Source organism: Glycomyces algeriensis (genome assembly GCF_027622855.1).
In the GTDB taxonomy this organism is placed as follows: domain Bacteria; phylum Actinomycetota; class Actinomycetes; order Mycobacteriales; family Micromonosporaceae; genus Glycomyces; species Glycomyces algeriensis.
The window spans coordinates 17,056-40,738 of sequence record NZ_JAPZVR010000004.1; the positions used below are offsets into that span (position 1 = coordinate 17,056).

A 23,683-nucleotide genomic window follows, 5' to 3' on the forward strand; every position below is an offset into this window, starting at 1 on the left:
GCCCAGGCCCTCCTCTCGTCTCGTCGCGCCTAGTCCTCGTGGGTGAACTTCTCGATCGTGTCGTCCGCGGCGGTCTCGTCCGCGACCGTCTGCATCCGCGCGATGAACTCCTCGGGCGTCGACTCGGCGTTGATGAGCTGGCCGAGCGCGGGTCGCACCTCCTCGTTCATCTTCGTGTACCAGTAACGGAACTGCGGCTGGAACATGTCGTCCGGATTGGACACCAGCGCGTCGGTCATCTTCGCGGCCTCGTTGTCGAGCGCCACCCCCTTGACGACGGTGGTGGCCTGCACCGTGTCGCCGAAGATCTGCGAGCCCTCCTGCGAGAGCATGATCCGCAGGTACTCGTACGCGCCCGAGAGGTTCGTCGCGTTCTTCGGCACCACGAACGGCTCGTCGCCGCCGGCGCTGATGAGCCCCGGCTGCGCGCTGCCCTCGAGGTAGGGCACGCCCATCGGCGCGTACTCGAAGTCCGCCGGGGCGATCGCCTTCTGCTCGTTGGGAAGCCAGGAGCCGCACGGCAGGAACGCCGCCTCGTTGTTGTTGAAGGCCGTCTGCGACTGGATGTGGTCGATGCCCGCGCTGCCGTCGAGCAGGAACCCGGACTCCCCGAGGCTGTGCATCGCCTGCGCCGCCAGCACCACCGACTCGTGGTTCCAGGCGCCTTCCTTCAGGTTGTCGATGTCCTTGAGGACCTGCACGCCGCCGTGGCGCCCCGCGAGCATGAGGAACATGTCGTAGAGGTACACCGGGTGCTGCCCCGCGTAGGTCCACGGCGCGATCCCGGCGGCCTTGATGGTCGGGCAGAGCGCGATCATCTCGTCCCACGTGGTCGGCGGCGTCCAGCCCTGGTCGCGGAAGAGCTTGGCGTCGTACCAGATCGTCCACGCGTTGAACACGTAGTTGAGGGCGTAGACCTTGCCGTTGAAGGTGCCCGCCTCGAGCACGCCCTCGCGGAGCGTGTCCCGCACCGTGACCTCGGGGTCGTCGTAGGACGGCGCCTCGAGCAGCGGGGTGAGCTCGGCGAGCTCGCCGTCGCTCACGAGCGCGTCCATCGGGATCTGCTGCGCGCCCGAGTTGTCGAGGACGTCGGCCGGCTTGCCCTCGGCGAACCGCGGCTGCTGCGTCTCCGCGATCGCCTGCGTGGCGAGGTGGTTGACCTCCGCGTCAGGGAAGGCCCGCTTGTAGATCTCCTGATGCGCGACGGCGTACTCGTTGCCGAAGCCGCCGTCGAAGATGACGACGTCCAAGGGCGCCGCGGGGTCGACGCCGAACGGGTTCTCCGCGTCCTCCCCCACCTCGACCTCGCCGGCCTCGTCGTCCCCGCCGCTGGTGGCGCACGCCGCCAGCGAGGAGACCGCGAGGCCGGCAGCGGTGGCGCCGAACAGGTTGCGGCGGTTGAACATCAGGTGCTTGTCGGCTGGCGTGTTCGTCATGGTCGCTCCTTCAAGGGGTATGAGGTTGGGCAAGACCGCGGTGGACGGCGAGCGGGTCAGCTCGCGCCGTTCCGTTGGCGTGACGGCCGGTGGCCGACCACGGCTCGGGCCCGGGACTCCAGGGCCTCGAGGGCTGCGGGGAAGCGCTGCTGCGCGACGGCGATGTGCACGAGGTCGGCCACGAGCAGCGCCGAGTGCCGGGACGCGAGCAGGTCGGCGCGGTGGCCGGTGCGGGTGGTGGCCGAGGTCAGGCAGATGTCGGCGATCTCGGCGAGCGCCGAATCGCCGTCCCCGGTGAGCGCCACCGTGAGCGCGCCGCGGCTGTCGGCCTCCGAGAGCATCTCGATGACCTCGGCGGTGGAACCGGAGAGGGAGACCGCGAACGCGACGTCGCCCTTGCCGAGGAGGGCGGCGCTGGCGAGGGCGTCGTGGACCTCGGTCCAGACCCAGGCGGCGACACCGGTGCGGTAGAAGCCCATCTGGAGCTCGCGGGCGACCGTGGCGCTCGTGCCGACGCCGTAGACGTCGACGCGGCGGGCGTCGCAGACGCGGGCCGCCACGCGCTCGACGGCGCCGAGGTCCAGGGTGTCCACGGTGTCGCGGAGCATCGCGGCGTCGATGGTGATGAGCTGCTTGAGGACCCGGTCGAGGGGGTCGGAGGGGGCGATCTCCTGGCCGATGTTGACGTCCCAGCCGGTCTCGCGGCGGGCCGAGGCGCGTCCCGTTTCGGTTGCGATTGCAACCCTGAGGGCTGCGTAACCGTCATATCCGAGATGACGGCAGAATCGGGTGATGGTTCCTGGGGAGGTACCGGAGAGTTCGGCGAGGTCCATGATCGTGGCCCGCGCCGCCGCTTCGGGGTCGGCGAGCACTTGGTCGGCCACTTTGGACATGGCTTCGGACAGTTCACTGGCGCCGTGGCGGATCCGTTCGAGGACTCCGGCCGCGGCGGGTGCGTTGGGCGCATCTGGGCTGGTTCGCTCCATTGGCATCCCCTTCGGGAGGTGGATGCAAGAAAAACTATTACCTGTGCCACACTCGTGTCAAGTTCATGAGAATTATTTTTACTGGTTTGCACCGAAGGCGGATACTGCTGGTATCGCAAGGAGCGGGGACCCCAACATGCACGCAAGACTCGCCGTCGGCCTCGACGCCGGCGGGACCAGCAGCCGTGCCGTTCTCATCGACGAGACCGGCGCACTGCTCGGCACCGGCGCCTCCGGACCGGCCAATCCGGTCGGCGGCGACCGGGAGATCGCGCTGTCCAACATGGCCCTCGCGTTCCAGCGGGCCCTCGGCGGCATCGACCCGTCCGAGGTCGGCTCGGTCTGCGTCGGCACCGCCGGTGCGCTCTCCCTCACCGAGGAGGTGCGCGAGCTCTCCGCGGACCTCAAGCGGCGCTTCGCGACCCAGTGCGAGGTCCGGGTCGTCTCCGACGCGGTGATCGCCTTCGCGGCCGGATCGTCCGCATCGGACGGCACGGTCGTGGTCTCGGGCACCGGCGCGGTGGCGTTCGCGATCCGCGACCGCGCCCCGGCTCTGCGCTCGGACGGCTACGGCTGGCTCTTCGGCGACGCCGGCTCGGGCTTCTGGCTCGGCCGCGAGGCCGTGCGCGCCGCGCTGCGGCACATCGACGGCAACGGCCCCGGCGGCCGGCTCGTGGAGGCCATCATCGCCGCGATCTCGCCCGACAAGCGCCGCTCGGGCGCGCTGGTCGCCAAGTGCATGGCGGACCCGCCCGTGCGGCTCTCGCGCTTCTCAGCGCTCGTGTGCGAGGCGGCCGACGGCGGCGACCCGGTCGCCGAGTCGATCGTCGCCAGGGCGGTCGGTCACCTGGCGGAATCGGTCTCGTACGTGGTCGACCGCGAACTGCCGATCGTCATGGCCGGGAGCCTCCTGACGCGCCCGACCCCGATCGCCGCGCTGCTCCAGGAGCGGTTCCGGCTCGTGTACCCGAAGGCCGGCATCAGCAAGGCCACCGACCCCGCGATCGGCGCGGCCTGGATGGCCGCCAGCGCCTTCGTCACCGACCCCGAAGCCCGCGTCCGCCTTCACCGCCAGCTCGCCTGGCGCTAGCCGTTCGGCGGCCCGCTGGGCCGCCGCTGCCGTGCGGCGGCAAACGCCCTCGCCGCCGGCTCCCTGGCGTTAGCCGCTCAGCGCTCGCGGCGCGCGGTCGGCTCGCGTGCAGCGGTCATTCCCGGGTCCACCGTCAGCCCGCCCGGCTTGAGCCGTTCGGCGGCCCGCTGGGCCGCCGGCGGCCGTAGGGCATGCCCCTTCCCACCCGCATCCACCTCCGACCAACCGAATAAATGCGACGACTCTCCCACACGGGTCCGACATCGAACACCATGCGAGCCATGCTCACCCGTGCCCTGAGCGGAGCGGGCCGTGCTCATCTCGCCCTCACGCCGCCCTGAGCGCTCCTGAGAGGCGGCCCTCGGCCGCCTCCAGCCTCGCCTTGGCCTCCGGTGCGCCGATGCCGAGTTCGAGCATGACCACCGCGGTCTTCACGTGGTCGCCCGAGGCCGCCAGGGCCGCCTCTGCGGCCTCCGCGTCGGCGCCGGTGATCTCGCGGATCATCCGCACCGCCCGCGCCGCGAGCTTCGAGTTGGCGACCCGCATGTCCACCATGTAGTTGCGGTAGACCTTCCCCAAGCGCACCATCGTGATCGTCGAGATCATGTTGAGCACGAACTTCTGCGCCGTACCGGATTTCAAGCGCGTCGAACCGGCCACGACCTCGGGCCCGACCTCGACCTCGATGCGGTGCTCCGCAACCGCCGACAGGAGCGTGTCGGCATTGCACGACAGCCCCACGGTGAGCGCCCCGCGCCGCCGGGCCTCCTCGACCGCTGCGACCACGAACGGGGTCCGGCCGCTCGCGGCCAGGCCGACCACCGCGTCGGCGGGGCCGATGTCCTCGGCGGCCATCGCGGCGATCCCCGCCGCGGCGTCGTCCTCGGTGCCCTCCACCGCGCCGCCTTCGGCGGCCCTGCCGCCCGCGAGGATCGCCTTCACGAGCTCGGGGTCGGTCGAGAACGTCGGCGGGCACTCGGCGGCGTCCATGACCGCCATCCGCCCGGCCGTCCCGGCCCCGACGTACCGCAGGCGCCCGCCCTTGGCGAGCCGCGCGGCCACGGCGTCGATCGCGGCGGCCACGTCGGGCAGCACCGCGGCGACGGCGGCCGGGACGCTCGCGTCGGCCTCGTTCATGGTGCGCGCCAGGTCGAGCGTCGCGAGCGCCTCGATCCCGGCGTAGCGGGGGTCGGCCTGCTCCGTTGCCAGGGCGGCCAGCTGCGTGCGCGCCCGCAGGCGCTCGGTCGTCTCACTCACAGTTGCGAGCCTAGCGCAATGAAGTGAATTTTCATCCCAACGTATGGAAATGAAGAATCGCGCCGTACCGTGGCAGCGCCCCTGCAGGTGTACGGTGTCGTCATGCCTGCCAGCCGCACCGACACGCCCAACCTCCTGGTGCTCATCAAGTCCGTCCTGCCCTCGCTCTCGAAGGCGGAGACCAAGGTCGCCCAAGAGATCATCCGCGAGCCCGAGGCCGCCTCGACCCGGACGATCACCGAGCTCGCCCGCGCCGCGGGCACCTCCGAGGCCACCGTGGTGCGGTTCTGCCGCTCGCTCGGCCTCGCCGGGCACCGCGAGCTTCGCATGCGCGCCGCGCAGGCCGTCATCGGCACCGGCGAGGGTCCGGACCGCGAGATCGCGGGCGGCGACATCCCCACGGGCGCCGACATGTCCCGCATCATCGCGACCGTCTCCTACGCGGACGTCGGCGCGATCACCGACACCGCGAACGCCCTCGACACGGCCGCCTGCGAAGCCGCCGTCGCCGCGCTCGCGGCCGCGGGCCGCATCGACGTCTTCGGCGTCGAGGCCTCCGGGATCGTCGCCGCGGACCTCGTCAAGAAGCTCCACCGCATCGGCTGCACCGCGTTCTCCTGGCCTGACGTGCACGCCGCGCTCGTCGCGACCGCGCTCGCCAGCCCGAAGGACGTCGCGGTCGCGATCTCCCACTCCGGGGCCACCACCGAGACCGTCGAGTTCCTGGAGTCCGCCCGCGACCGCGAGGCGACCACGATCGCGATCACCAACCACGCGCGCTCGCCCCTGGCGAAGGCCGCCGACCTGGTCCTCACCACCGCGGCCCGCGAGACCACGTTCCGCTCGGGAGCCACCGTGAGCCGCATCGCCCAGCTCATGGTCGTCGACTGCCTCTTCGTCGGCGTGGCGGCCAAGCAGCGCAAGCGCACCGCCAAGGCCCTCGCCGCCACGGCGGCGGCGGTCTCAGGGCGCCAACGGGCCTGAGCGCGACGAAGGCGGGGACCGCCAGGGCCCCCGCCTATCCGGTCGATCGGATCAGGTGTTGTTGGCGAGGGCCAGGAGTCGGTCCCTCGACCCGTTGAAGTGGTCGCGGTCGACGTTGCCGGCGATGCCGGAGACCGAGCCGGTGGCGGTGTACTGCCAGAACGTCCAGGTCGTGCTGCTCCAGCCGGCCGGGAGGGCCGGGCTCGTCGCGCCCCAGTGCGCGATCCACAAGGGGCTCTTGGAGGCCATGCCGGTCCACGATCCGGTGCAGGAGTTCCACCACGAGGCGGTCGTGTAGATGACCACGTCGCGGCCGGTGCGCGCCTTGTACCGGTTGTAGAAGTCGGTGATCCAGGTGCGCATCTGGGTGGTGCTCAGGCCGTAGCAGGCCGCGCCCGAGGGCGGGGCCTCGAGGTCGACCGCGCCGGGCAGGGTGAGGTTGTCGGCCGACCAGCCGCCGCCGTTGCTCGCGAAGTAGTCCGCCTGCGCGGTGCCGCTGGAGCTGCCGGGCCGGGCGAAGTGGTACGCCCCGCGGATGACGCCCGCGTTGTAGGCCGCCACGTAGTTGGTGTTGAACCGGGGGTCCTTGTAGGTGGTGCCCTCGGTGGCCTTGATGTAGGCCCACTGGACGCCGGAGTTCCTGACGGAGGTCCAGTTGATCGAGCCCTGGTAGTTGGAGACGTCGATGCCGGCGACGCGGGTCTGCGCCTGGGCCGGGCTCGCGAGGGTCAGCCCGGCGATGGTGAGGACGGTGGCCGTGAGGAGCACGACGGCGGCCCGCAGTCCGCGGCGGGGGTTTCGGGGGGCTTCTCGATGGGTGGTGAAGCTGAGGTTTGAGAGACGCGGCACTATTACTCCCTGCTTGTGAGGAGATCAGTGGAATGGGAGGAGTGCACGGTTTGCACCCGGAACCCAGTATGAAGAGAAGTTCCACAAGGAGTCAAGCGTGTGAAAATAACTTTCTGCTACGCGCGGGTGAACGGCTACGTGTAGCGCAGGCCGTGGCCGAACGCGAAGGCGACCGCGCCGTCCGCTCCTGGCACGTCCACCGGGAGCGTCCCGCTCGGGTCGACCGCGCCGGTCACGACCTTCGCCAGAGCCCCAAGGGAAGCGGCCGTGTACGAGTAGGTCGCCAGGCTCGCGTTGACCGCGCCGACGTGCGCGGCGTCGTACGGGGTGCCGACCGCGGCGTGCACGACCGGGACGCCGGTCTTCAGCAGTTCGGCCACCAGGTCCGCCTGCGCCCCACCGGCTTCCGCACCGAAGGTCGTGACGATCACGAGGTCGCGGCCCGCGGCGGCGGTGACGGCGGCCTTGACCTGCTCCGCGCTCGGCTCCTCACCGGTGACGAGCGCTTCCGCTTGCAGCCCTTCGGCATTCAGGGATTCGGTCAGGCGCGCGGTGGTGTTCTCGCCCCAGCCGGTGACCAGAACGCTGCCACCCGCGAACGGCAGGGTGCCGTCGTTGGCGAGCAGCGTGATCGAGCGGTCGGCGATGTCGGCGGCCACCTGCCGGTGCTCGTCCGAGCCGACCACGTCAGTACCGGCGGGGTCGGTCGCGGGCTCGGCGATGATCCCGCGGGCGACCTTGAGCGCGAGCAGGCGCCGCACGGAGGCGTCGATGCGCTCCTCGGTCAGCTCCCCCGACTCGACGGCCGCGAGCACCGCCTCGAAGGCCAGCTGGAAGTCCGGCGGCATGAGCAGGAGGTCGACCCCGGCCTGCAGGGCCATCACCGGCACCCGCTCGTCGCCGAACTCGGCCCGGACCCCCTCCATCTCGAGGGAGTCGGTGACGACCACGCCTTCGAAGCCGAGCCGCTCGCGCAGCAGCCCGGTGAGGATCGGCGCCGAGAGCGTCGCGGGTTTGAGCGAGTCGTCGAGCGCCGGGAACTGGAGGTGGCCTGACATGACCATGTCGGTCCCGGCCGCGATCGCGGCCGTGAACGGCGGGGCGTCGATCCGCTCCCACTCCTCGGCGGAGTGCGTGATCACGGGCAGGCCCACGTGGCTGTCCGTGCCGGTGTCCCCGTGCCCGGGGAAGTGCTTGGCGGCGACCGCGACGCCGCCGGCCTGGTAGCCGCCGGCCTGCGCCGTGGTGAACTCGGCGACGAGCGCCGGGTCCGAGCTGAAGGACCGCACCCCGATCACCGGGTTCCGCGGGTCCACGTTCACGTCCGCGTCCGGCGCGAAGTTGAGGTTGAGGCCCATCGCGCGCAATTCCGCGCCGGCCGCCTCGGCCGCCCGGCGCGCCGCCTCGGTGTCGCGGGTCGCGCCAAGGGGCATCGCCCCGGGGAACTGCGTGGCGGGCTCGCCGATCCGCACGACCGAGCCGTACTCCTGGTCGGTGGCGATGAGCAGGGGGATCTCGGAGGCCTCCTGGAGGCCGTTCGAGAGCGCCGCGACCTGGGCGGGGTCCGACAGTCCGTTGGACCAGTCGAAATAGATGATCCCGCCGGGCTTGAAGGCGGCGATGAACGCCGCGCCGTTGGCCGCGCCGAGCCGCTCCATGTTCGAGGCCACCGCGTCCGACTGGCCGGTGTCGGCCGACTCGCCGTGCACGTAGACCATGAACAACTGCCCGACCTTGTCCTCCAGGGACATCCCGGCCAGCTGCGACTCGACCCAGTCCGGGGTCGGCGCCGCCGCCTCGTCCCCCGCGGGCTCCTCCTCGTCGCCTCGCCGGGCCGCGGCCTCGGCGATCACGGCGCCGCCGCCGATGACCGCGAAGGCCCCGGCGACGCTCGAGACGAGCACGGTCTTGCGGGAGAGCTTCGGGGAAGGCACCCGCCCATCCTGGCCCAGACCCGCGCCCGGCGCCACCGCGACCCGCGGCGGGCCCGACGCAAATCACACCGAACACGACGAAAGCCGGGAAGGAGCATCAGCTCCTCCCCGGCTTCGAAACCGTTCCGAAGTCCTAGAACTTCAGGCCGTTGTCACGGGCGGCGTCGGCCAGGGCCGCAACGCGGCCGTGGTACTTGACGCCACCGCGGTCGAACACGACCGCTTCGACGCCGGCTTCCTTGGCGCGCTCGGCGACCAGCTTGCCGACTTCCTTGGCCTTAGCGGTCTTGTCGCCCTCGAACGCACGGAGGCCGGCTTCCACCGTCGACGCGGCGGCCAGCGTGCGGCCGGTGACGTCGTCGATGACCTGGGCCACGATGTGCTTCGAGGACCGGAAGACCGCGAGGCGCGGCTGAGCGGCCGTACCCGTGATCTTCTTGCGGCCACGGAAGTGACGGCGGTTCTTGCCGATCCGGCGACGCTCCGAGATGGTCCCGGAGGGGCGGCGGTTTTCGAGTTTGCTCGCCATTACTTACCAGCCTTTCCGGCCTTGCGGCGGATGCGCTCGTCGACGTACTTGACGCCCTTGCCCTTGTAGGGCTCCGGCGGACGCAGACGGCGGATGTTCGCCGCGACCTGGCCGACGAGCTGCTTGTCGATGCCCTCGACGTGCAGCAGGGTCGGCTTTTCGACCTTGAACGAGATGCCTTCCGGCGCGTCGACCTGGATGGTGTGGGAGAAGCCGAGGCTCATCTCCACGCCCTTGCCCTTGGCGACGGCCCGGTAACCGGTGCCGTTGATCTCGAGGGACTTCTTGTAGCCCTCCGAGACGCCGACGACCATGTTGTTGACGAGGCTGCGGGCCAGGCCGTGCAGGGCCCGGGACTTGCGCTCGTCGTTCGGACGGGTGACCGCGAAGGTCCCGTCCTCTTCCTTCTCGATGGCGATCGGCTCGGGCAGCTCAGTGCTGAGCTGGCCCTTGGGGCCCTTCACGGTCACCGTCGCGCCATCGATCTTGAGCTCGACGCCGGAGGGCACCAGAATCGGCTGCTTCCCAATGCGGGACATGCTTATACCCTCCTGCTACCAGACGTAGGCGATGACTTCGCCGCCAACGCCGCGCTTGCGAGCCTGGCGGTCCGTCAGCAGGCCCTGGGACGTGGACACGATGGCCACACCCAGACCGCCGAGGACGCGCGGAAGCTCAGTGGACTTGGCGTAGACCCGCAGGCCCGGCTTGGAGACGCGGCGCAGGCCCGCAAGGGACCGCTCGCGGCGCTCGCCGAACTTCAGGTCGATCACCAAGGTCTTGCCGACTTTGCCCTCTTCAGGGTCCACGACCTTCCACTCGGCGATGTAGCCCTCCTGCTTGAGGACCTCCGCGATGGAGGCCTTCATCTTGGAGTGCGGCATCTTGAGCTCGTCGTGGTACGCCTGGTTGGCGTTACGCAGACGGGTCAGCATGTCTGCGATCGGGTCGGTCATTGTCATTAGCGTTGTTTACCTTTCTCACTCCGGTTCCCCGCCTTATGGAGACTGGCGGGGCCTGTAGCGATCGGAGCTATGGGCCCTGGAGTTACCAGGAAGCCTTGTGGACGCCCGGGAGTTCACCCGCGTGGGCCATGTCGCGCACGCAGACGCGGCACAGGCCGAACTTGCGGTAGACGGCCTTCGGCCGGCCGCACTTCTGGCAGCGGGTGTAGGCGCGCACGGCGAACTTCGGCTTCCGCTTGGCCTTCGCGATGAGGGCTTTCTTAGCCATTGTCGTTCTCCTTGAACGGGAAGCCGAGCAGCTTCAGGAACGCCCGGCCTTCGTCGTCGGTCTTCGCGGTGGTCACCAGCGTGATGTCCATACCGCGAACCCGGTCGATCTTGTCCTGGTCGATCTCGGGGAACACGCTCTGCTCGGTGAGACCGAAGGTGTAGTTCCCGTTGCCGTCGAACTGCTGGTCCGAGAGACCGCGGAAGTCGCGGATGCGCGGCAGCGCGATCGCCAGAAGGCGGTCGAGGAACTCCCACATGCGGTCGCCGCGAAGGGTCACCTTCGCGCCGATCGCCTGGCCCTCGCGCAGCTTGAACTGCGCGATCGACTTCTTGGCCCGACGGACGAGGGGCTTCTGACCGGTGATGGTGGTCAGGTCCTCCAGCGCGCCGTTGATGAGCTTCGAGTCGCGAGCGGCCTCGCCGACACCCATGTTGACCACGATCTTCGTCAGACCGGGGATCTGGTGGATGTTGGTGTACTTGAACTGGTCCTGCAGCGCGGGCCTGATGTCGGAGCGGTAAGTCTCCTTCAGGCGCGGCTGGACCTTCTCTGCAACGTCAGTCATTACAGGTCCTTACCCGTCCGCTTCGAAACGCGGACCTTGCGGCCGTCGTCGCCGAACCGGTAACCCACGCGAGTGGGCTGGTTGTCGGCGTCCAGAACCTGCACGTTCGAGATGTGGATCGCGGCTTCCTGCACCACGATGCCACCGGTCTTCGAACCGCGGGCGGTCTGTCCGGCCTTGGTGTGCTTGGTGATGCGGTTGACGCCCTCGACGAGCACGCGCTCGCGGTCGGGGTACGACTCCAGCACCAGTCCCTCGGCACCCTTGTCCTTGCCAGCGATGACGCGGACTCGGTCGCCCTTCTTGATCTTCATCTCTTACAGCACCTCCGGTGCGAGGGAGATGATCTTCATGAACTGCTTGTCGCGCAGTTCGCGGGCGACCGGCCCGAAGATACGGGTCCCTCGCGGTTCGCCGTCCTTGACGAGGACGGCGGCGTTCTCGTCGAACTTGATGTACGTGCCGTCGGGACGGCGCGTCTCCTTGACCGTGCGAACGATGACGGCCTTGACGACGTCACCCTTCTTCACCCCGGCTCCGGGGTTGGCGTCCTTGACGGTCGCCACGATCGTGTCGCCGATACCGGCGTAGCGTCGGCCGGAGCCGCCGAGAACACGGATGCACAGGATCTCCCGCGCACCGGTGTTGTCGGCGACCTTGAGCCGCGACTCTTGCTGAATCACGTCCCGATCCCCCTACTTCGCCTTCTCGAGGATCTCGACGATGCGCCAACGCTTGGTCTTCGACAGCGGACGGGTCTCCATGATGGTGACGCGGTCGCCGATGCCGGCCTCGTTGTTCTCGTCGTGAGCCTTGTACTTCTTGTTGGACCTGATGACCTTGCCGTACAGCGGGTGCTTCTTGCGGTCTTCGACCTCGACGACAGCGGTCTTGTCCATCTTGTCGCCGGTCACGAAGCCCTCAAGGACCTTGCGCCGACCGCGAGTCTGAGTTTCCTCGCTCACTTCTCAACCTCCTCCGGCGCGGCGCTGAGGCCCAACCGGCGCTCGTTCATCACGGTGTAGATCCGCGCGATCTCCTTGCGGACCAGACCGAGCTCGTGGTTGTTCTCCAGCTGGCCCGTAGCGTTACGGACCCGCAGGTTGAACAGCTCTTCCTTCTTCTCCACGAGCTTCGCCTGGAGTTCCTTGTCGTTGAGCTCGCGCAGCTCACCGGTGTCGATACCAGTAGCCATTGCTACTCACCTGCCCCTTCACGAGAGACGATGCGGCACTTCATCGGGAGCTTGTGGATCGCCCGCTGGAGCGCCTCGTGGGCGATCTCCTCGGTCGGATACGAGAGCTCGAACATGACGCGGCCCGGCTTGACGTTCGCCACCCAGAACTCGGGTGAACCCTTACCGGAACCCTGACGGGTCTCGGCGGGCTTCTTCGTGATCGCACGGTCCGGGAAGATCGTGATCCAGACCTTGCCACCACGCTTGATGTGGCGGGTCATGGCGATACGAGCGGACTCGATCTGGCGGTTGGTCACATAGCTGTGCTCCAGCGCCTGGATGCCGTACTCGCCGAAGGAGACCTTCGTGCCGCGAGTGGCCTTGCCCTTGCGCTTCGGAGCGTGAGGCTTCCGGTAACCGCGCGGCGGTTTCCGTGGCATGAGCATGTCGCTTAGCCCTCCTGCTTCTCAGACTCGGCGGGCGCGGCGGCAGCGGCCTCCGCAGGCTGAGCGGCGGTGCCGCGGCCACCACGGCCGCGTCCGCCACGGGCGGCGCCGGCTCCGCCGCGGCCACCACGGCCGCCGCGGTCGGGACCGGAGTCCCGGCGACGCTGCACCTGCTCGGCCTGCTCCTTGAGCGTGGCCTCACCCTTGTAGATCCAGACCTTCACGCCGATGCGGCCGAAGGTCGTGGCGGCCTCGAACAGGCCGTAGTCGATGTTCGCGCGCAGCGTGTGCAGAGGGACCTGGCCCTCGCGGTACTGCTCGGAACGGCTCATCTCGGCACCGCCGAGGCGGCCGGAGCACTGAACCTTGATGCCCTTCACGGTCGGGTTGCGCATGGCCGACTGAATGGCCTTGCGCATCGCGCGACGGAAGTTGACACGGCTGGACAGCTGCTCCGCGACGCCCTGGGCGACGAGCTGCGCATCGATGTCGGGGTTCTTGACCTCGATGATGTTCAGCTGGACCTGCTTGCCCGTCAGCTTCTCCAGGTTGCCGCGCAGACGATCGGCCTCGGCGCCTTTGCGGCCGATGACGATGCCCGGGCGGGCGGTGTGGATGTCGACGCGGACCCGCTCGCGGGTGCGTTCGATCTCCACCTTGGAGATGCCGGCGCGCTCGAGACCCTTGGTCATGAGCTGGCGGATCTTGACGTCCTCGCCGATGTAGTCGGCGTACTCCTTGTCGGCGTACCAACGCGAGGTCCAGTCGGCGCTGATGCCGAGGCGGTACCCGTGCGGGTGGATTTTCTGACCCATTAGGCGGTCTCCTCCTTCTCAGCGTTCTCGGACTTCACGTCAGCCTCGACCGGCTTCGGAGCGGCGGCCTTGGGCCGGCGAACCGAGGGAGCGGCGGACTGCTTGGCCTGGACCGACTCGACCACCACGGTGATGTGGCTGGTGCGCTTGTTGATCCGGTAGGCGCGACCGTGGGCGCGCGGGCGGTACCGACGCATGGTCGGGCCCTCGTCGACCTTGATCTCGGACACCAGAAGCGATTCCGGGTCGAGACCGAGGTTGTTCTCGGCGTTCGCCTGAGCCGACGCGATGACCTTGTACACAATCTCGGCCGCGCTGAAAGGCGCGAACTCGAGAGTCGTCAAGGCCTCGTCCACGGGCAGACCACGCACGAGGTCGACGACGCGGCGCGCCTTGCGAGGTGCTACGCGGACGTACCGCGCCACCGCGCGCGCCTTCGGAGCCTCCTGCTCCACTGTTGCCATCGTTTTAAATCCTTCGTTCGTTTCTCATAGCCCGTGGCCTAGCGGCGACGGCTCTTCCGGTCGTCCTTCTCGTGCCCGCGGAACGTGCGGGTGGGAGCGAACTCGCCGAGCTTGTGCCCGACCATGTTCTCCGTGACGTAGACCGGAACGTGCTTGCGACCGTCGTGCACGCCGAAGGTCAGCCCGATGAAGTCCGGGGTGATCGTCGAACGGCGCGACCACGTCTTGATGACGTTCTTGCTCTTGGTCTCGATCGCAACGTCCACCTTCTTCTGCAGGTGGTCGTCGATGAACGGGCCCTTCTTGAGGCTGCGAGCCATGGACTACTTCCCTCGCTTCCGGTTGACGTTGCGACGACGGACGATGAGCCGGTCGTTCGGGTGGTTGCGCTTGCGGGTGCGGCCCTCGGGCTTGCCCTGCGGGTTCACCGGGTGGCGACCACCGGACGTACGGCCTTCACCACCACCGTGCGGGTGGTCGACCGGGTTCATGACGACACCGCGGACGGTCGGGCGCCAGCCCTTCCAGCGCATGCGGCCGGCCTTGCCCCAGTTGATGTTGCCCTGCTCGGCGTTGCCGACTTCACCGACGGTGCCGCGGCAGGTGACCTGGACCAGGCGGATCTCACCGGAAGGCATGCGCAGGTGCGCGTACTTGCCTTCACGGGCGAGGAGCTGGATCGAGGCGCCGGCGGAACGGCCCAGAGCGGCGCCGCCGCCGGGCTTGAGCTCCACCGCGTGGATCGTGGTACCGACCGGAATGTGACGCAGCTCCAGCGAGTTGCCGGGCTTGATGTCGGCCTCCGGGCCGTTCTCGATCACGTCACCCTGCTTGATGCCCTTGGGGGCCAGGATGTAGCGCTTCTCGCCGTCCGCGTAGTGCAGCAGCGCGATGTTGGCGGTGCGGTTGGGGTCGTACTCGATGTGAGCGACCTTCGCCGGCACGCCGTCCTTGTCGTGGCGACGGAAGTCGATCACGCGGTAACGGCGCTTGTGGCCGCCGCCGCGGTGACGCGTCGAGATCTTGCCCGAGTTGTTGCGCCCGCCGGTCTTGGAGATCGGGCGGAGCAGCGACTTCTCGGGAGTCGAACGGGTGATCTCGGCGAAGTCGGAGACGCTCGAGCCACGACGCCCGGGCGTCGTCGGCTTGTACTTGCGAATAGCCATGCTTCTTGCTCCTACGAGATCTGTCCGCCGAAGATCTCACCCAGGCGACCGGGGTCGCCTTCCACGGTGACGATCGCGTGCTTGACACTCTTGCGCTGACCCCAGCCGGTGCGGGTGCGCTTGCGCTTGCCCGACCGGTTCAAGGTGTTGACGCTCTTGACGTCCACGTTGAAGATCTGCTTGATGGCGATCTTGATGTGGCTCTTGTTGGCGCGCGGGTCGACCTCGAAGGTGTACTTGCCCTCGCCGAGGAGGGTGTAGGTCTTCTCCGAGATGACCGGCTTGATGATGATGTCGCGCGGGTCGGCGACGGTCACTTCGCTCACGCCGCGACCTCCTGCTCAGTCCGGTCAGCGATGAACGCCTCGATGGCGGCCTCGCTGAACACGATGTCCTCGTTGTTGAGCACGTCGTAGGTGTTGACCTGGCCCCAGTCGAGCAGGTGCACCTCGGGCAGGTTCCGCAGGCTCAGGGCCGCGGTCTGCTCGTCGCGCGTGAGGACCACCAGGACCTTGGAGGACTCGGTGATCGTGGCCAGTGCGGCCTGCGCGGACTTCGTCTTGGGCGACTCGCCCTCGACGAAGGCGTCGATGACGTGCACGTTCTCGCCGCGCACCCGGTCGGTGAGGGCACCCGCGAGAGCGGCTGCCTTCATCTTCTTGGGGGTCCGCTCGGCGAACGAACGCGGCTGCGGGCCGTGGACGACGCCGCCGCCGTTGAACTGCGGCGCGCGGATCGAGCCCTGACGGGCGCGACCGGTGCCCTTCTGGCGGTACGGCTTCTTGCCACCACCGCGGACTTCGCCGCGGGTCTTGGTCTTGGCCGAGCCCGTGCGGGCGGCGGCCAGCTGCGCCGTGACGACCTGGTGCATGAGCGGGATGTTCGGCTCGACGTCGAAGATCGACGCCGGAAGCGCGATGGTCTTACCCGTCGCCTCACCAGAGGCGTTCTTCACGTTGATTTCGAGGCTCATGGTTATGCCACCTGCTTGACTGCCGTGCGGACGAGCACCAGGCCGTTCTTCGGCCCGGGGATGGCGCCCACGATGAGCAGCAGACCGCGCTCGGCGTCGACCGCCTGGATGCGCAGGTTCTGCGTCGTGTGTCGGGAGTGACCCATCCGGCCGGCCATGCGCATGCCCTTGAAGACGCGGCCCGGGGTGGCGCAGCCACCGATCGAACCGGGGGCGCGGTGGACCTTGTGCGCGCCGTGGCTGGCGGGGAGACCCCCGAAGCCGTGGCGCTTCATCACACCGGCGAAGCCCTTGCCCTTGGTCGTGCCGGTCACGTCCACGAGCTGACCGGTTTCGAAGATGGTGGCTTCGACGGTCTGTCCGAGGTCGTAGTCGGCGGCGTCCGCAGTGCGCAGTTCGACGAGGTGGCGACGCGGAGCGACGCCTGCCTTCTCGAAGTGGCCCTGGAGCGGCTTGGTCACGTTCTTGAGTTTGATGTCGCCGAAGCCCAGCTGGACGGCCGCGTAGCCGTCGACGTCGGGCTTGCGAACCTGGGTGACCACGTTCGGGCCGGCCTGCACCACAGTGACCGGAACGGCGCGGCCGTTCTCGTCCCAAACCTGGGTCATGCCGAGCTTGGTGCCCAGGATTCCCTTGATCTGCCTGTCCATTGGTCCCCTACAGCTTGATCTCGATGTCGACGCCGGCCGGGAGGTCAAGGCGCATCAACGAGTCGACCGTCTTCGGGGTCGGGTCGAGAATGTCGATGAGGCGCTTGTGCGTGCGCATCTCGAAGTGCTCGCGCGAGTCCTTGTACTTGTGCGGCGACCGGATCACGCAGAAGCGGTTGATCTCAGTCGGCAGCGGCACCGGCCCGGAGATGGCAGCACCGGTACGGGTGACCGTCTCCACGATCTTGCGGGCCGAGGAGTCCACGACCTCGTGGTCGTAGGCTTTCAGCCTAATGCGGATCTTCTGTCCCGCCATGATTCCTAACCTAACGTAAATTGGCTGTTCAGACCGCTCCACGCGGTCGGGCGTGTCGCGAGTTTCAGATTGACCTGGGGCACAGTTGTGCCCCTTGCCGGTCTGTTTGGCTCGCCCGCCTGCCCGTCATGAAACGGTCCCTCTCAGCACGGCTAAGTGCCTACTCGGGCCCGCGGGCCGGGCGTGAGCACCGGTGTCCTTCGCAGTGCACAGCACTGGGAACGCCGGAGCGTACGCAACCTGAATATTATGCCTGCTCCCCCATTCGCCCAGCAAGCTGGGGTCGGGCAACAGTGGGACAGGTTACGCGTATGCGGTTCGTGCGCGCCTCAAGCGCCGGACCGGAGAGCGTCTCCGGCCACGCAGCGTTCGCTGTGAGGCGCAAGTGAACCGGGGCGGCCCTTCGCTTTCGGCTCGGCTGGTGAGCTTCGCCTCGGGCGTCGGACCGCCCCGGTGTGCGGTCTTACTTGAGCACCTTGGTGACTCGGCCGGAACCGACCGTGCGGCCACCCTCGCGGATCGCGAAGAGCAGGCCCTCGTCCATGGCGATGGGCTGGATGAGCTCCACCTTCATGTCGGTGTTGTCACCCGGCATGACCATCTCGGTGCCCTCGGGGAGGGTCACGACGCCGGTCACGTCGGTGGTCCGGAAGTAGAACTGCGGACGGTAGTTGTTGAAGAACGGCGTGTGACGACCGCCTTCGTCCTTGGAAAGGATGTAGACCGCGGCCTCGAAGTCGGTGTGCGGGGTGGTCGTCTTCGGCTTGACGACGACCATGCCGCGCTCGACCTCTTCGCGCTTGGTGCCGCGGAGCAGGAGCCCCACGTTCTCACCGGCGCGCGCGTCGTCGAGGGTCTTGCGGAACATCTCGATCGCGGTGACCTTGGTCTGGATCGCGCCCTCGCGGATGCCGACGATCTCGACTTCCTCGTTGGGGAGGAGCACACCGCGCTCCACACGACCGGTGACCACGGTGCCGCGGCCCGTGATGGTGAAGACGTCCTCGATCGGCATGAGGAACGGCAGGTCGGTCGCGCGCTCCGGCTCCGGGACCGAGTCGTCGACGGCCTGCATGAGCTCGGCGACGGCGTCGACCCACTTCTGCTCGCCCTCGAGGGCGCCCAGAGCGGAGACCTGGACCACCGGAGCGTCGTCGCCCGGGAAGCCCTGGTCGGACAGCAGCTCGCGGACCTCCATCTCGACGAGCTCGAGGATCTCCTCGTCGTCGACCATGTCGGACTTGTTGAGCGCCACCACGACGTAGGGAACGCCGACCTGGCGGGCGAGCAGGACGTGCTCGCGGGTCTGCGGCATGGGGCCGTCAGCGGCGGACACGACCAGGATCGCACCGTCCATCTGGGCGGCACCGGTGATCATGTTCTTGATGTAGTCGGCGTGGCCGGGGCAGTCGACGTGCGCGTAGTGACGGGCCTCGGTCTGGTACTCGACGTGCGAGATCGAGATCGTGATACCGCGCTGGCGCTCCTCGGGAGCGTTGTCGATCTCGTCGAACGGCGTGTACGGGTTCAGGTCCGGGAACTTGTCGTGCAGGACCTTGGTGATCGCCGCGGTGAGCGTGGTCTTGCCGTGGTCGACGTGACCCAGCGTGCCGATGTTGACGTGCGGCTTGGTCCGCTCGAACTTTGCCTTTGCCACTTCGTCCTCCTGTGGACTGGTTAAATCTGGTTTGACTTATCTGACCTATTGCGTCGCTTTGGAACTCAGCGCCTCTGCTGGCAACAGGTGGTCAGCGCCGGGCGCCCAGGCTTGGGCGCCCGAAACGCTTACTCGCCTGTCGCCTTGGCGATGATCTCCTTGGCGACGTTCGCCGGGACTTCGGCGTAGGTGTCGAACTGCATCGAGTAGTTCGCACGCCCGGCCGTCTTCGACCGCAGGTCGCCGACGTAACCGAACATCTCCGACAGCGGAACGACGGCCTTGACCGTACGGTCGTTGCCGCGCTCACCCATCTCCTGGATCATGCCGCGACGGGAGTTGATGTCGCCGATGACGTCGCCCATGTTGTCCTCGGGGCAGATGACCTCCACGGACATCATCGGCTCGAGGATCACCGGACGCGCCCGCTTGGCCGCTTCCTTGAGCGCCATGCGGCCGGCGATCTTGAAGGCCATCTCCGAGGAGTCGACCTCGTGGTACTGACCGTCGATCAGTTCCATCTTGACGCCCACCAGCGGGTAGCCCGCCAGGACGCCGTCTTCGAGCGCGGACTCCGCGCCGGCCTTGACCGACGGGATGTACTCGCGCGGGATGCGGCCACCGGTGATCTTGTCCTCGAAGGCGAAGATCTCGTCCTCGTTCGACTTCATCTCCAGCGGCTCGAGGTTGACGAGCACGCGCGCGAACTGACCGGAACCACCGGTCTGCTTCTTGTGCAGGTACTCGACCTTCTCGATCCGCTGGGTGACCGTCTCGCGGTAGGCCACCTGCGGCTTGCCGATGTTGGCCTCGACGTTGAACTCCCGCTTCATGCGGTCGACCAGGATGTCGAGGTGGAGCTCGCCCATGCCGGAGATGATCGTCTGGCCGGAGTCCTCGTCGGTCTTGACCCGGAAGGTCGGGTCCTCTTCGGCGAGGCGCTGGATCGCGGTGGCCAGCTTGTCCTGGTCGGCCTTCGACTTGGGCTCGATGGCCACGTCGATGACCGGCTCGGGGAAGATCATCGATTCCAGGATCACCTGGTCGCTGGAGTCCGACAGCGTGTCACCGGTGGTGGTGGCCTTGAGGCCCTGCACCGCGATGATGTCGCCGGCCTGCGCCTCCGAGCGCTCTTCGCGCTTGTTGGCGTGCATCTGGTAGATCTTGCCGACGCGCTCCTTGCGGCCCTTGGTCGAGTTCACGACCTGGGTGCCGGTGGTGACCGTGCCCGAGTAGATCCGGACGTAGGTCAGGCGGCCGAGGTGCTTGTCCGTCTGGATCTTGAAGGCCAGACCGGAGAAGGGCTCCTCGACGTCCGCGTGACGCTGCGCCGGGGTCTCGTTGTCGGTGAGCGTGCCCTCGATCGCCGGGATGTCGAGCGGGCTCGGCAGGTAGTCCACGACCGCGTCGAGCAGGGGCTGCACGCCCTTGTTCTTGAACGCGGTGCCGCAGAGCACCGGGTTGATCTGGTTGGCGATCGTGGCCTTGCGGATCGCGGCCTTGATCTCGACGGTCGTGATCTCCTCGCCGGAGAGGAACTTCTCGGCGAACTCGTCGTCGACGTCCGAGAGGGTCTCCAGGAGCTTCTCGCGGTACTCCTCGGCCTGGTCGGCCAGGTCCGCGGGGATCTCCTCGACCGTGTACTCCTCGCCCAGACCGGTCTCGCCGCGCCACACCTTGGCGTGCATCTCGACCAGGTCGACGACGCCGATGAAGTCGGCCTCGTTCCCGATCGGCAGCTGGATCACCGCGGTGTTGGAGTTGAGGCGGTCCTGCATCATCTCGACGCAGCGGAAGAAGTTCGCACCGGTGCGGTCGAGCTTGTTGACGAAGCACATGCGCGGAACGTCGTACTTGTTCGCCTGGCGCCAGACGTTCTCGGTCTGCGGCTCGACGCCCGCGACACCGTCGTAGACGGCGATGGCGGAGTCGAGCACGCGGAGCGAGCGCTCCACCTCGACGGTGAAATCGACGTGGCCGGGCGTGTCGATGATCTGGATGATGTGGTCGTCCCACTCGCACTTGGTAGCGGCGGAGGTGATGGTGATACCACGCTCCTGCTCCTGCTCCATCCAGTCCATCGTCGCGGCGCCGTCGTGGACCTCACCGATCTTGTGCGACACGCCCGTGTAGTACAGGATGCGCTCGGTGGTGGTCGTCTTGCCCGCGTCGATGTGGGCCATGATGCCGATGTTGCGGAGCTTGGCGAGCGCCGCATTAGCTTTGTTAGCCACGATCTCTCAGTCTCTCTGCGACTACCAGCGGTAGTGCGCGAATGCCTTGTTGGAATCGGCCATCTTGTGCGTGTCTTCACGCTTCTTGACCGCGGCACCGAGGCCGTTCGAAGCGTCCAGGATCTCGTTCGTGAGGCGCTCGACCATGCTCTTCTCGCGGCGGTCGCGGGAATACCCCACGAGCCAGCGGAGACCGAGGGTGGTGGCGCGCTGCGGACGAACGTCGACCGGGACCTGGTAGGTCGCGCCGCCGACGCGGCGGGAGCGGACCTCGAGCGTGGGCTTGACGTTGTCGAGCGCGCGCTTGAGGATCACCACGGGGTCCGAGTCGGCCTTCTTGCGGCAGTTCTCGAGGGCTTCGTAGACGATGCGCTCGGCGAGACGGCGCTTGCCGTCCTTGAGGACCTTGTTGATCAGCTGGGTGACGAGCACCGAGTTGTAGACCGGGTCGGCGGTAAGCGGCCGGCGCGGCGCGGGACCTTTACGCGGCATGGCTTACTTCTCCTTCTTCGCGCCGTAGCGGCTGCGGGCCTGCTTGCGGTCGCGGACACCCTGGGTGTCGAGCGCGCCGCGGATGATCTTGTAACGGACACCGGGGAGGTCGCGGACACGACCGCCGCGGACGAGCACGATGGAGTGCTCCTGCAGGTTGTGGCCCACACCCGGGATGTAGGCGGTGACCTCGGTGCCGTTCATGAGGCGCACGCGGGCGACCTTGCGCATGGCCGAGTTCGGCTTCTTCGGCGTCGTGGTGTACACACGCGTGCACACACCGCGAGCCTGCGGGCTGCCCTTCAGCGCGGGCGTCTTGGTTTTGCTGGTCTTGGCCTTGCGGCCGTTGCGGACCAGCTGCTGGATGGTTGGCACTGAGGCGAACCCCTCTCAACAGTCGACGGTTGCGTATTCCTGACTCTGCGGCGTCACCTGTTCACCCGCGCGCTTCCCCGAGGCCGTACAGGCCCAGCTCAGCTGGCGTGGGTTTCCGTCCCCCGCGTTCGGGCGTGTCGCGTCTCTCCGGACCCATATCCGCCCAACCGGCAGGCCAGGGCCGAAACCCGGGTCGAACCGTCGTGCAGATTCAGACGCGTTCGCGAACGGACCCGATAGGGCCGGCCATCACGACCGTGTTCACGAAGCCCCCAGTGCGAGGGATGCGTGCCGGTGACGCCAGCCGGAGGGATCAGATCCCACCGTCTTGCAGGCACGCAACCTGGCCTGGCTCTCACGGGGACCGAGCTGCCGGAGTTGACAGGGCCACCATGCCGCTCAAAGCGGTGTCCAGGCGCAAGGGAGAAGCCTACCTAGCCTAACGAACAAGGTCAAAGCCGTTTTCGCTCCGCAAGGCATCCGTGTTCAGTGTCACGGATACCGGGATGACGCCGTTCGCGGCTCGCAAGCTTTGCCGAGGCTGGGGCGTTGACCTGTACGTTCGGTGCGGTAGACACACCGTGGCCTATATTAGCTCGCTAAGCGGGACGGGCCCGCGCGGGATGCCCTACTAGAGGCGCTGTTCACCAGCAGTTCCCTGAGGCGTCAACCTGAAACCGCGACGCCCCCGTCGTAGCTCGGATCGCCCGCGGCGCGGGCGAGCGAGAGGACCCAGAGCAGCAGGCCCGCCACGACGACCGCGGTTGCGATGCCGAGGGCGATCCAGGCGAGCCGCCGGATCAGCGGCAGCCGCGAGGCGCCGAGCAGGAACCCTTCGGACGCACGGATATCGGCCTCGGCCTGGCGTGCCAGCATCAGCGCGATGAGCGCCGGAACCGCACCGCCCACAAAGGGCGACAAGGCGACCCCGACGGCCGCGAGCAGCCGCGCCGCCACCACCTTCGTCGACTCCACCGGCTCCGGATCGTCCGGATGCCGAACCCCGAAGACCCCCCGCACCTCAACCACCCGCCCATCCTATTGGCCATCGGGCCGCATCGCGCGGCGCGCTACCCGCCGGTTCAGGACCGCCGGCATTCGCCGCCGCCCCGAACCTCCGCCCACCCGCGACACACCCTCGGATATCCCTCTTTCGAGCCTCACCTTAAGGTAGGAATTTTGGGTATGATGACTAGTATGAAAGTCAGCCTGAGCATCCCCGACGAGGACATCCGCTTCCTCGACAACTTCGCGCGTGAGCATGGCATCGCCTCTCGCTCCGCTGCGGTGCAGCGGAGCATTGCGATGCTTCGTGAAGTGGAGCTCAAGGAGCAGTACAAGCTCGCGATGCAGGAGTGGCGCGACTCCCCTGACGCTGAGCTCTGGGAGCGAACGGCCGGAGACGGCATCACCGATGCGTAGGGGCGACATCTACCAGGTCGACTTCGAACCCGCACGAGGCGCCGAGGCGAACAAGGCCCGCCCCGCCGTCATCGTCAGCAACAACGCCCTCAACGAGGCGGTCGACGAACTTGGATACGGCGTCATCACCGTGGTGCCCCTGACTTCGAACACCAAGCGCGTCTTGCAGTTCCAGACGCTACTGCGGGCCGCGGACACGGGCCTGTCCTTCGACTCGAAAGTCCAGACCGAACTCGTCCGAGCGCTCAGCGTCGAACGGTTCATCCACCGGATCGGCGGGCTGAACGCCGAACTGCTCGCTCATGTCGATGAAGGCCTGCGGATGCACCTCGACCTCTACTGAGCGTCCCGCCGCTCCCGCTTCGCCCCGCTCCGTATGCGCTGCGCCTCCTCCACCAAGATTCCGAGGAGGTAGTCCTGCATGGAAAGCCCGCGCGCCTCGGCATCTGCCACGAGTACATCCCAGACTTCCTGCGGCACATCACGAATCTCGATGTTCACCATGCCCAAGTTCTACATGTTTCCGCAGCTGAACATCGTGCTGGAAACGCCGGTGGGGCGGGGGGGGGGGGGGGGCCCCCCCCCCCCCGGGGGGGGGGCGGGGGGGGGGGGCGGGGGGGGTGGGGGGAT

The 23,683-nt window shown here is 68.0% G+C and carries 33 protein-coding genes; 4 read left to right on the forward strand and 29 right to left on the reverse strand.

Annotated features, from left to right (window positions below; all coding sequences use genetic code 11):
- Positions 1-29: 29 nt before the first annotated feature.
- Together ngcE and O2L52_RS08665 are read right to left on the reverse strand one after the other, a co-directional pair.
- Positions 30-1,436: an N-acetylglucosamine/diacetylchitobiose ABC transporter substrate-binding protein gene (ngcE, locus tag O2L52_RS08660; protein ID WP_270114971.1), complete on the reverse strand. Its 1,407-nt coding sequence runs from the start codon at positions 1,434-1,436 to the stop codon at positions 30-32.
- Between the two features lie 56 nt (positions 1,437-1,492).
- Positions 1,493-2,422 (reverse strand): MurR/RpiR family transcriptional regulator, encoded by a 930-nt coding sequence (locus O2L52_RS08665; protein WP_270114972.1) that lies wholly within the window; start codon positions 2,420-2,422, stop codon positions 1,493-1,495.
- A 136-nt stretch (positions 2,423-2,558) separates the two neighbouring features.
- On the opposite strand from O2L52_RS08665, the gene O2L52_RS08670 reads away from it, so the two are divergent.
- Entirely contained in the window at positions 2,559-3,512 is a 954-nt protein-coding gene (locus O2L52_RS08670; protein ID WP_270114973.1) for an N-acetylglucosamine kinase, read from the forward strand.
- Between the two features lie 327 nt (positions 3,513-3,839).
- Here the strand turns inward: O2L52_RS08670 and murQ are convergent, their stop codons facing one another.
- Positions 3,840-4,769: an N-acetylmuramic acid 6-phosphate etherase gene (gene murQ, locus O2L52_RS08675; protein WP_270114975.1), complete on the reverse strand. Its 930-nt coding sequence runs from the start codon at positions 4,767-4,769 to the stop codon at positions 3,840-3,842.
- A gap of 102 nt (positions 4,770-4,871) precedes the next feature.
- Between murQ and O2L52_RS08680 the strand changes: the two genes are divergently transcribed.
- Positions 4,872-5,753, forward strand: coding sequence for a MurR/RpiR family transcriptional regulator (locus O2L52_RS08680; protein WP_270114976.1), 882 nt, complete (start codon positions 4,872-4,874; stop codon positions 5,751-5,753).
- A 51-nt stretch (positions 5,754-5,804) separates the two neighbouring features.
- On the opposite strand, the gene O2L52_RS08685 is transcribed toward O2L52_RS08680, so the two are convergent.
- The 25 genes from O2L52_RS08685 to O2L52_RS08805 form a co-directional block, all read right to left on the reverse strand.
- The gene (locus O2L52_RS08685; RefSeq protein WP_270114977.1) at positions 5,805-6,602 is read right to left on the reverse strand and encodes a lysozyme; all 798 of its coding nucleotides are present in this window, start codon (positions 6,600-6,602) and stop codon (positions 5,805-5,807) included.
- Positions 6,603-6,736: 134 nt separating this feature from the next.
- The gene (locus O2L52_RS08690; RefSeq protein WP_270114978.1) at positions 6,737-8,536 is read right to left on the reverse strand and encodes a glycoside hydrolase family 3 protein; all 1,800 of its coding nucleotides are present in this window, start codon (positions 8,534-8,536) and stop codon (positions 6,737-6,739) included.
- A 133-nt stretch (positions 8,537-8,669) separates the two neighbouring features.
- Positions 8,670-9,065: a 50S ribosomal protein L18 gene (rplR, locus tag O2L52_RS08695; protein WP_270114979.1), complete on the reverse strand. Its 396-nt coding sequence runs from the start codon at positions 9,063-9,065 to the stop codon at positions 8,670-8,672.
- Complete coding sequence (gene rplF, locus O2L52_RS08700; RefSeq protein WP_270114980.1) at positions 9,065-9,604, reverse strand: 50S ribosomal protein L6; 540 nt, start codon at positions 9,602-9,604, stop codon at positions 9,065-9,067. The genes rplR and rplF overlap by 1 nt, the downstream gene beginning before the upstream one ends.
- 15 nt (positions 9,605-9,619) lie before the next feature.
- Positions 9,620-10,027: a 30S ribosomal protein S8 gene (rpsH, locus tag O2L52_RS08705; RefSeq protein ID WP_270114982.1), complete on the reverse strand. Its 408-nt coding sequence runs from the start codon at positions 10,025-10,027 to the stop codon at positions 9,620-9,622.
- A gap of 85 nt (positions 10,028-10,112) precedes the next feature.
- Positions 10,113-10,298, reverse strand: a complete 186-nt coding sequence (locus O2L52_RS08710) for a type Z 30S ribosomal protein S14 (protein WP_030155111.1) — start codon at positions 10,296-10,298, stop codon at positions 10,113-10,115.
- Positions 10,291-10,866 (reverse strand): 50S ribosomal protein L5, encoded by a 576-nt coding sequence (rplE, locus tag O2L52_RS08715; RefSeq protein WP_270114985.1) that lies wholly within the window; start codon positions 10,864-10,866, stop codon positions 10,291-10,293. Before rplE ends, O2L52_RS08710 begins: the two co-directional genes overlap by 8 nt.
- On the reverse strand, positions 10,866-11,180 hold the full coding sequence (gene rplX, locus O2L52_RS08720; protein ID WP_270114986.1) for a 50S ribosomal protein L24: 315 nt from the start codon (positions 11,178-11,180) through the stop codon (positions 10,866-10,868). The genes rplE and rplX overlap by 1 nt, the downstream gene beginning before the upstream one ends.
- Before the next feature lie 3 nt (positions 11,181-11,183).
- On the reverse strand, positions 11,184-11,549 hold the full coding sequence (gene rplN, locus O2L52_RS08725) for a 50S ribosomal protein L14 (RefSeq protein WP_270114987.1): 366 nt from the start codon (positions 11,547-11,549) through the stop codon (positions 11,184-11,186).
- A gap of 12 nt (positions 11,550-11,561) precedes the next feature.
- On the reverse strand, positions 11,562-11,765 hold the full coding sequence (gene rpsQ, locus O2L52_RS08730; RefSeq protein ID WP_373897047.1) for a 30S ribosomal protein S17: 204 nt from the start codon (positions 11,763-11,765) through the stop codon (positions 11,562-11,564).
- Between the two features lie 62 nt (positions 11,766-11,827).
- Positions 11,828-12,061 (reverse strand): 50S ribosomal protein L29, encoded by a 234-nt coding sequence (gene rpmC, locus O2L52_RS08735; RefSeq protein ID WP_205326516.1) that lies wholly within the window; start codon positions 12,059-12,061, stop codon positions 11,828-11,830.
- A gap of 2 nt (positions 12,062-12,063) precedes the next feature.
- Positions 12,064-12,489, reverse strand: coding sequence for a 50S ribosomal protein L16 (rplP, locus tag O2L52_RS08740; protein WP_136528409.1), 426 nt, complete (start codon positions 12,487-12,489; stop codon positions 12,064-12,066).
- Positions 12,490-12,494: 5 nt separating this feature from the next.
- Positions 12,495-13,304, reverse strand: a complete 810-nt coding sequence (gene rpsC / locus O2L52_RS08745; protein WP_270114989.1) for a 30S ribosomal protein S3 — start codon at positions 13,302-13,304, stop codon at positions 12,495-12,497.
- Positions 13,304-13,768 carry a 50S ribosomal protein L22 gene (rplV, locus tag O2L52_RS08750; RefSeq protein WP_205326518.1) on the reverse strand — a complete coding sequence of 155 codons (465 nt, stop codon included), beginning with the start codon at positions 13,766-13,768 and terminating at the stop codon, positions 13,304-13,306. Before rplV ends, rpsC begins: the two co-directional genes overlap by 1 nt.
- Positions 13,769-13,806: 38 nt before the next feature.
- Positions 13,807-14,088, reverse strand: a complete 282-nt coding sequence (gene rpsS, locus O2L52_RS08755; RefSeq protein WP_208496280.1) for a 30S ribosomal protein S19 — start codon at positions 14,086-14,088, stop codon at positions 13,807-13,809.
- 3 nt (positions 14,089-14,091) lie between these two features.
- Positions 14,092-14,934: a 50S ribosomal protein L2 gene (gene rplB / locus O2L52_RS08760; RefSeq protein ID WP_228094838.1), complete on the reverse strand. Its 843-nt coding sequence runs from the start codon at positions 14,932-14,934 to the stop codon at positions 14,092-14,094.
- Between the two features lie 11 nt (positions 14,935-14,945).
- On the reverse strand, positions 14,946-15,260 hold the full coding sequence (gene rplW / locus O2L52_RS08765; protein ID WP_030155137.1) for a 50S ribosomal protein L23: 315 nt from the start codon (positions 15,258-15,260) through the stop codon (positions 14,946-14,948).
- The gene (rplD, locus tag O2L52_RS08770; protein WP_270114990.1) at positions 15,257-15,907 is read right to left on the reverse strand and encodes a 50S ribosomal protein L4; all 651 of its coding nucleotides are present in this window, start codon (positions 15,905-15,907) and stop codon (positions 15,257-15,259) included. Before rplD ends, rplW begins: the two co-directional genes overlap by 4 nt.
- A 2-nt stretch (positions 15,908-15,909) precedes the next feature.
- Positions 15,910-16,557, reverse strand: a complete 648-nt coding sequence (gene rplC, locus O2L52_RS08775; RefSeq protein ID WP_270114991.1) for a 50S ribosomal protein L3 — start codon at positions 16,555-16,557, stop codon at positions 15,910-15,912.
- Between the two features lie 7 nt (positions 16,558-16,564).
- The gene (gene rpsJ, locus O2L52_RS08780; protein ID WP_026922761.1) at positions 16,565-16,873 is read right to left on the reverse strand and encodes a 30S ribosomal protein S10; all 309 of its coding nucleotides are present in this window, start codon (positions 16,871-16,873) and stop codon (positions 16,565-16,567) included.
- Positions 16,874-17,336: 463 nt separating this feature from the next.
- A complete protein-coding gene (gene tuf, locus O2L52_RS08785; protein ID WP_270109021.1) occupies positions 17,337-18,530 on the reverse strand; it encodes an elongation factor Tu in 1,194 nt (397 codons plus the stop codon).
- A 128-nt stretch (positions 18,531-18,658) separates the two neighbouring features.
- A complete protein-coding gene (gene fusA, locus O2L52_RS08790) occupies positions 18,659-20,764 on the reverse strand; it encodes an elongation factor G (RefSeq protein WP_270114992.1) in 2,106 nt (701 codons plus the stop codon).
- A 21-nt stretch (positions 20,765-20,785) separates the two neighbouring features.
- A complete protein-coding gene (rpsG, locus tag O2L52_RS08795; RefSeq protein WP_030155149.1) occupies positions 20,786-21,256 on the reverse strand; it encodes a 30S ribosomal protein S7 in 471 nt (156 codons plus the stop codon).
- Between the two features lie 3 nt (positions 21,257-21,259).
- On the reverse strand, positions 21,260-21,631 hold the full coding sequence (gene rpsL / locus O2L52_RS08800; RefSeq protein WP_270114993.1) for a 30S ribosomal protein S12: 372 nt from the start codon (positions 21,629-21,631) through the stop codon (positions 21,260-21,262).
- Between the two features lie 666 nt (positions 21,632-22,297).
- Positions 22,298-22,660 (reverse strand): hypothetical protein, encoded by a 363-nt coding sequence (locus tag O2L52_RS08805; protein WP_270114994.1) that lies wholly within the window; start codon positions 22,658-22,660, stop codon positions 22,298-22,300.
- Positions 22,661-22,828: 168 nt separating this feature from the next.
- Here O2L52_RS08805 and O2L52_RS08810 point away from each other — a divergent pair, with 168 nt between their 5' ends.
- Positions 22,829-23,053 carry a ribbon-helix-helix domain-containing protein gene (locus O2L52_RS08810; protein ID WP_270114995.1) on the forward strand — a complete coding sequence of 75 codons (225 nt, stop codon included), beginning with the start codon at positions 22,829-22,831 and terminating at the stop codon, positions 23,051-23,053.
- On the forward strand, positions 23,046-23,396 hold the full coding sequence (locus O2L52_RS08815) for a type II toxin-antitoxin system PemK/MazF family toxin (RefSeq protein WP_270114996.1): 351 nt from the start codon (positions 23,046-23,048) through the stop codon (positions 23,394-23,396). The genes O2L52_RS08810 and O2L52_RS08815 overlap by 8 nt, the downstream gene beginning before the upstream one ends.
- Here the strand turns inward: O2L52_RS08815 and O2L52_RS08820 are convergent.
- On the reverse strand, positions 23,390-23,557 hold the full coding sequence (locus tag O2L52_RS08820; protein ID WP_270114997.1) for a hypothetical protein: 168 nt from the start codon (positions 23,555-23,557) through the stop codon (positions 23,390-23,392). The genes O2L52_RS08815 and O2L52_RS08820 overlap by 7 nt on opposite strands.
- Positions 23,558-23,683: the final 126 nt, after the last annotated feature.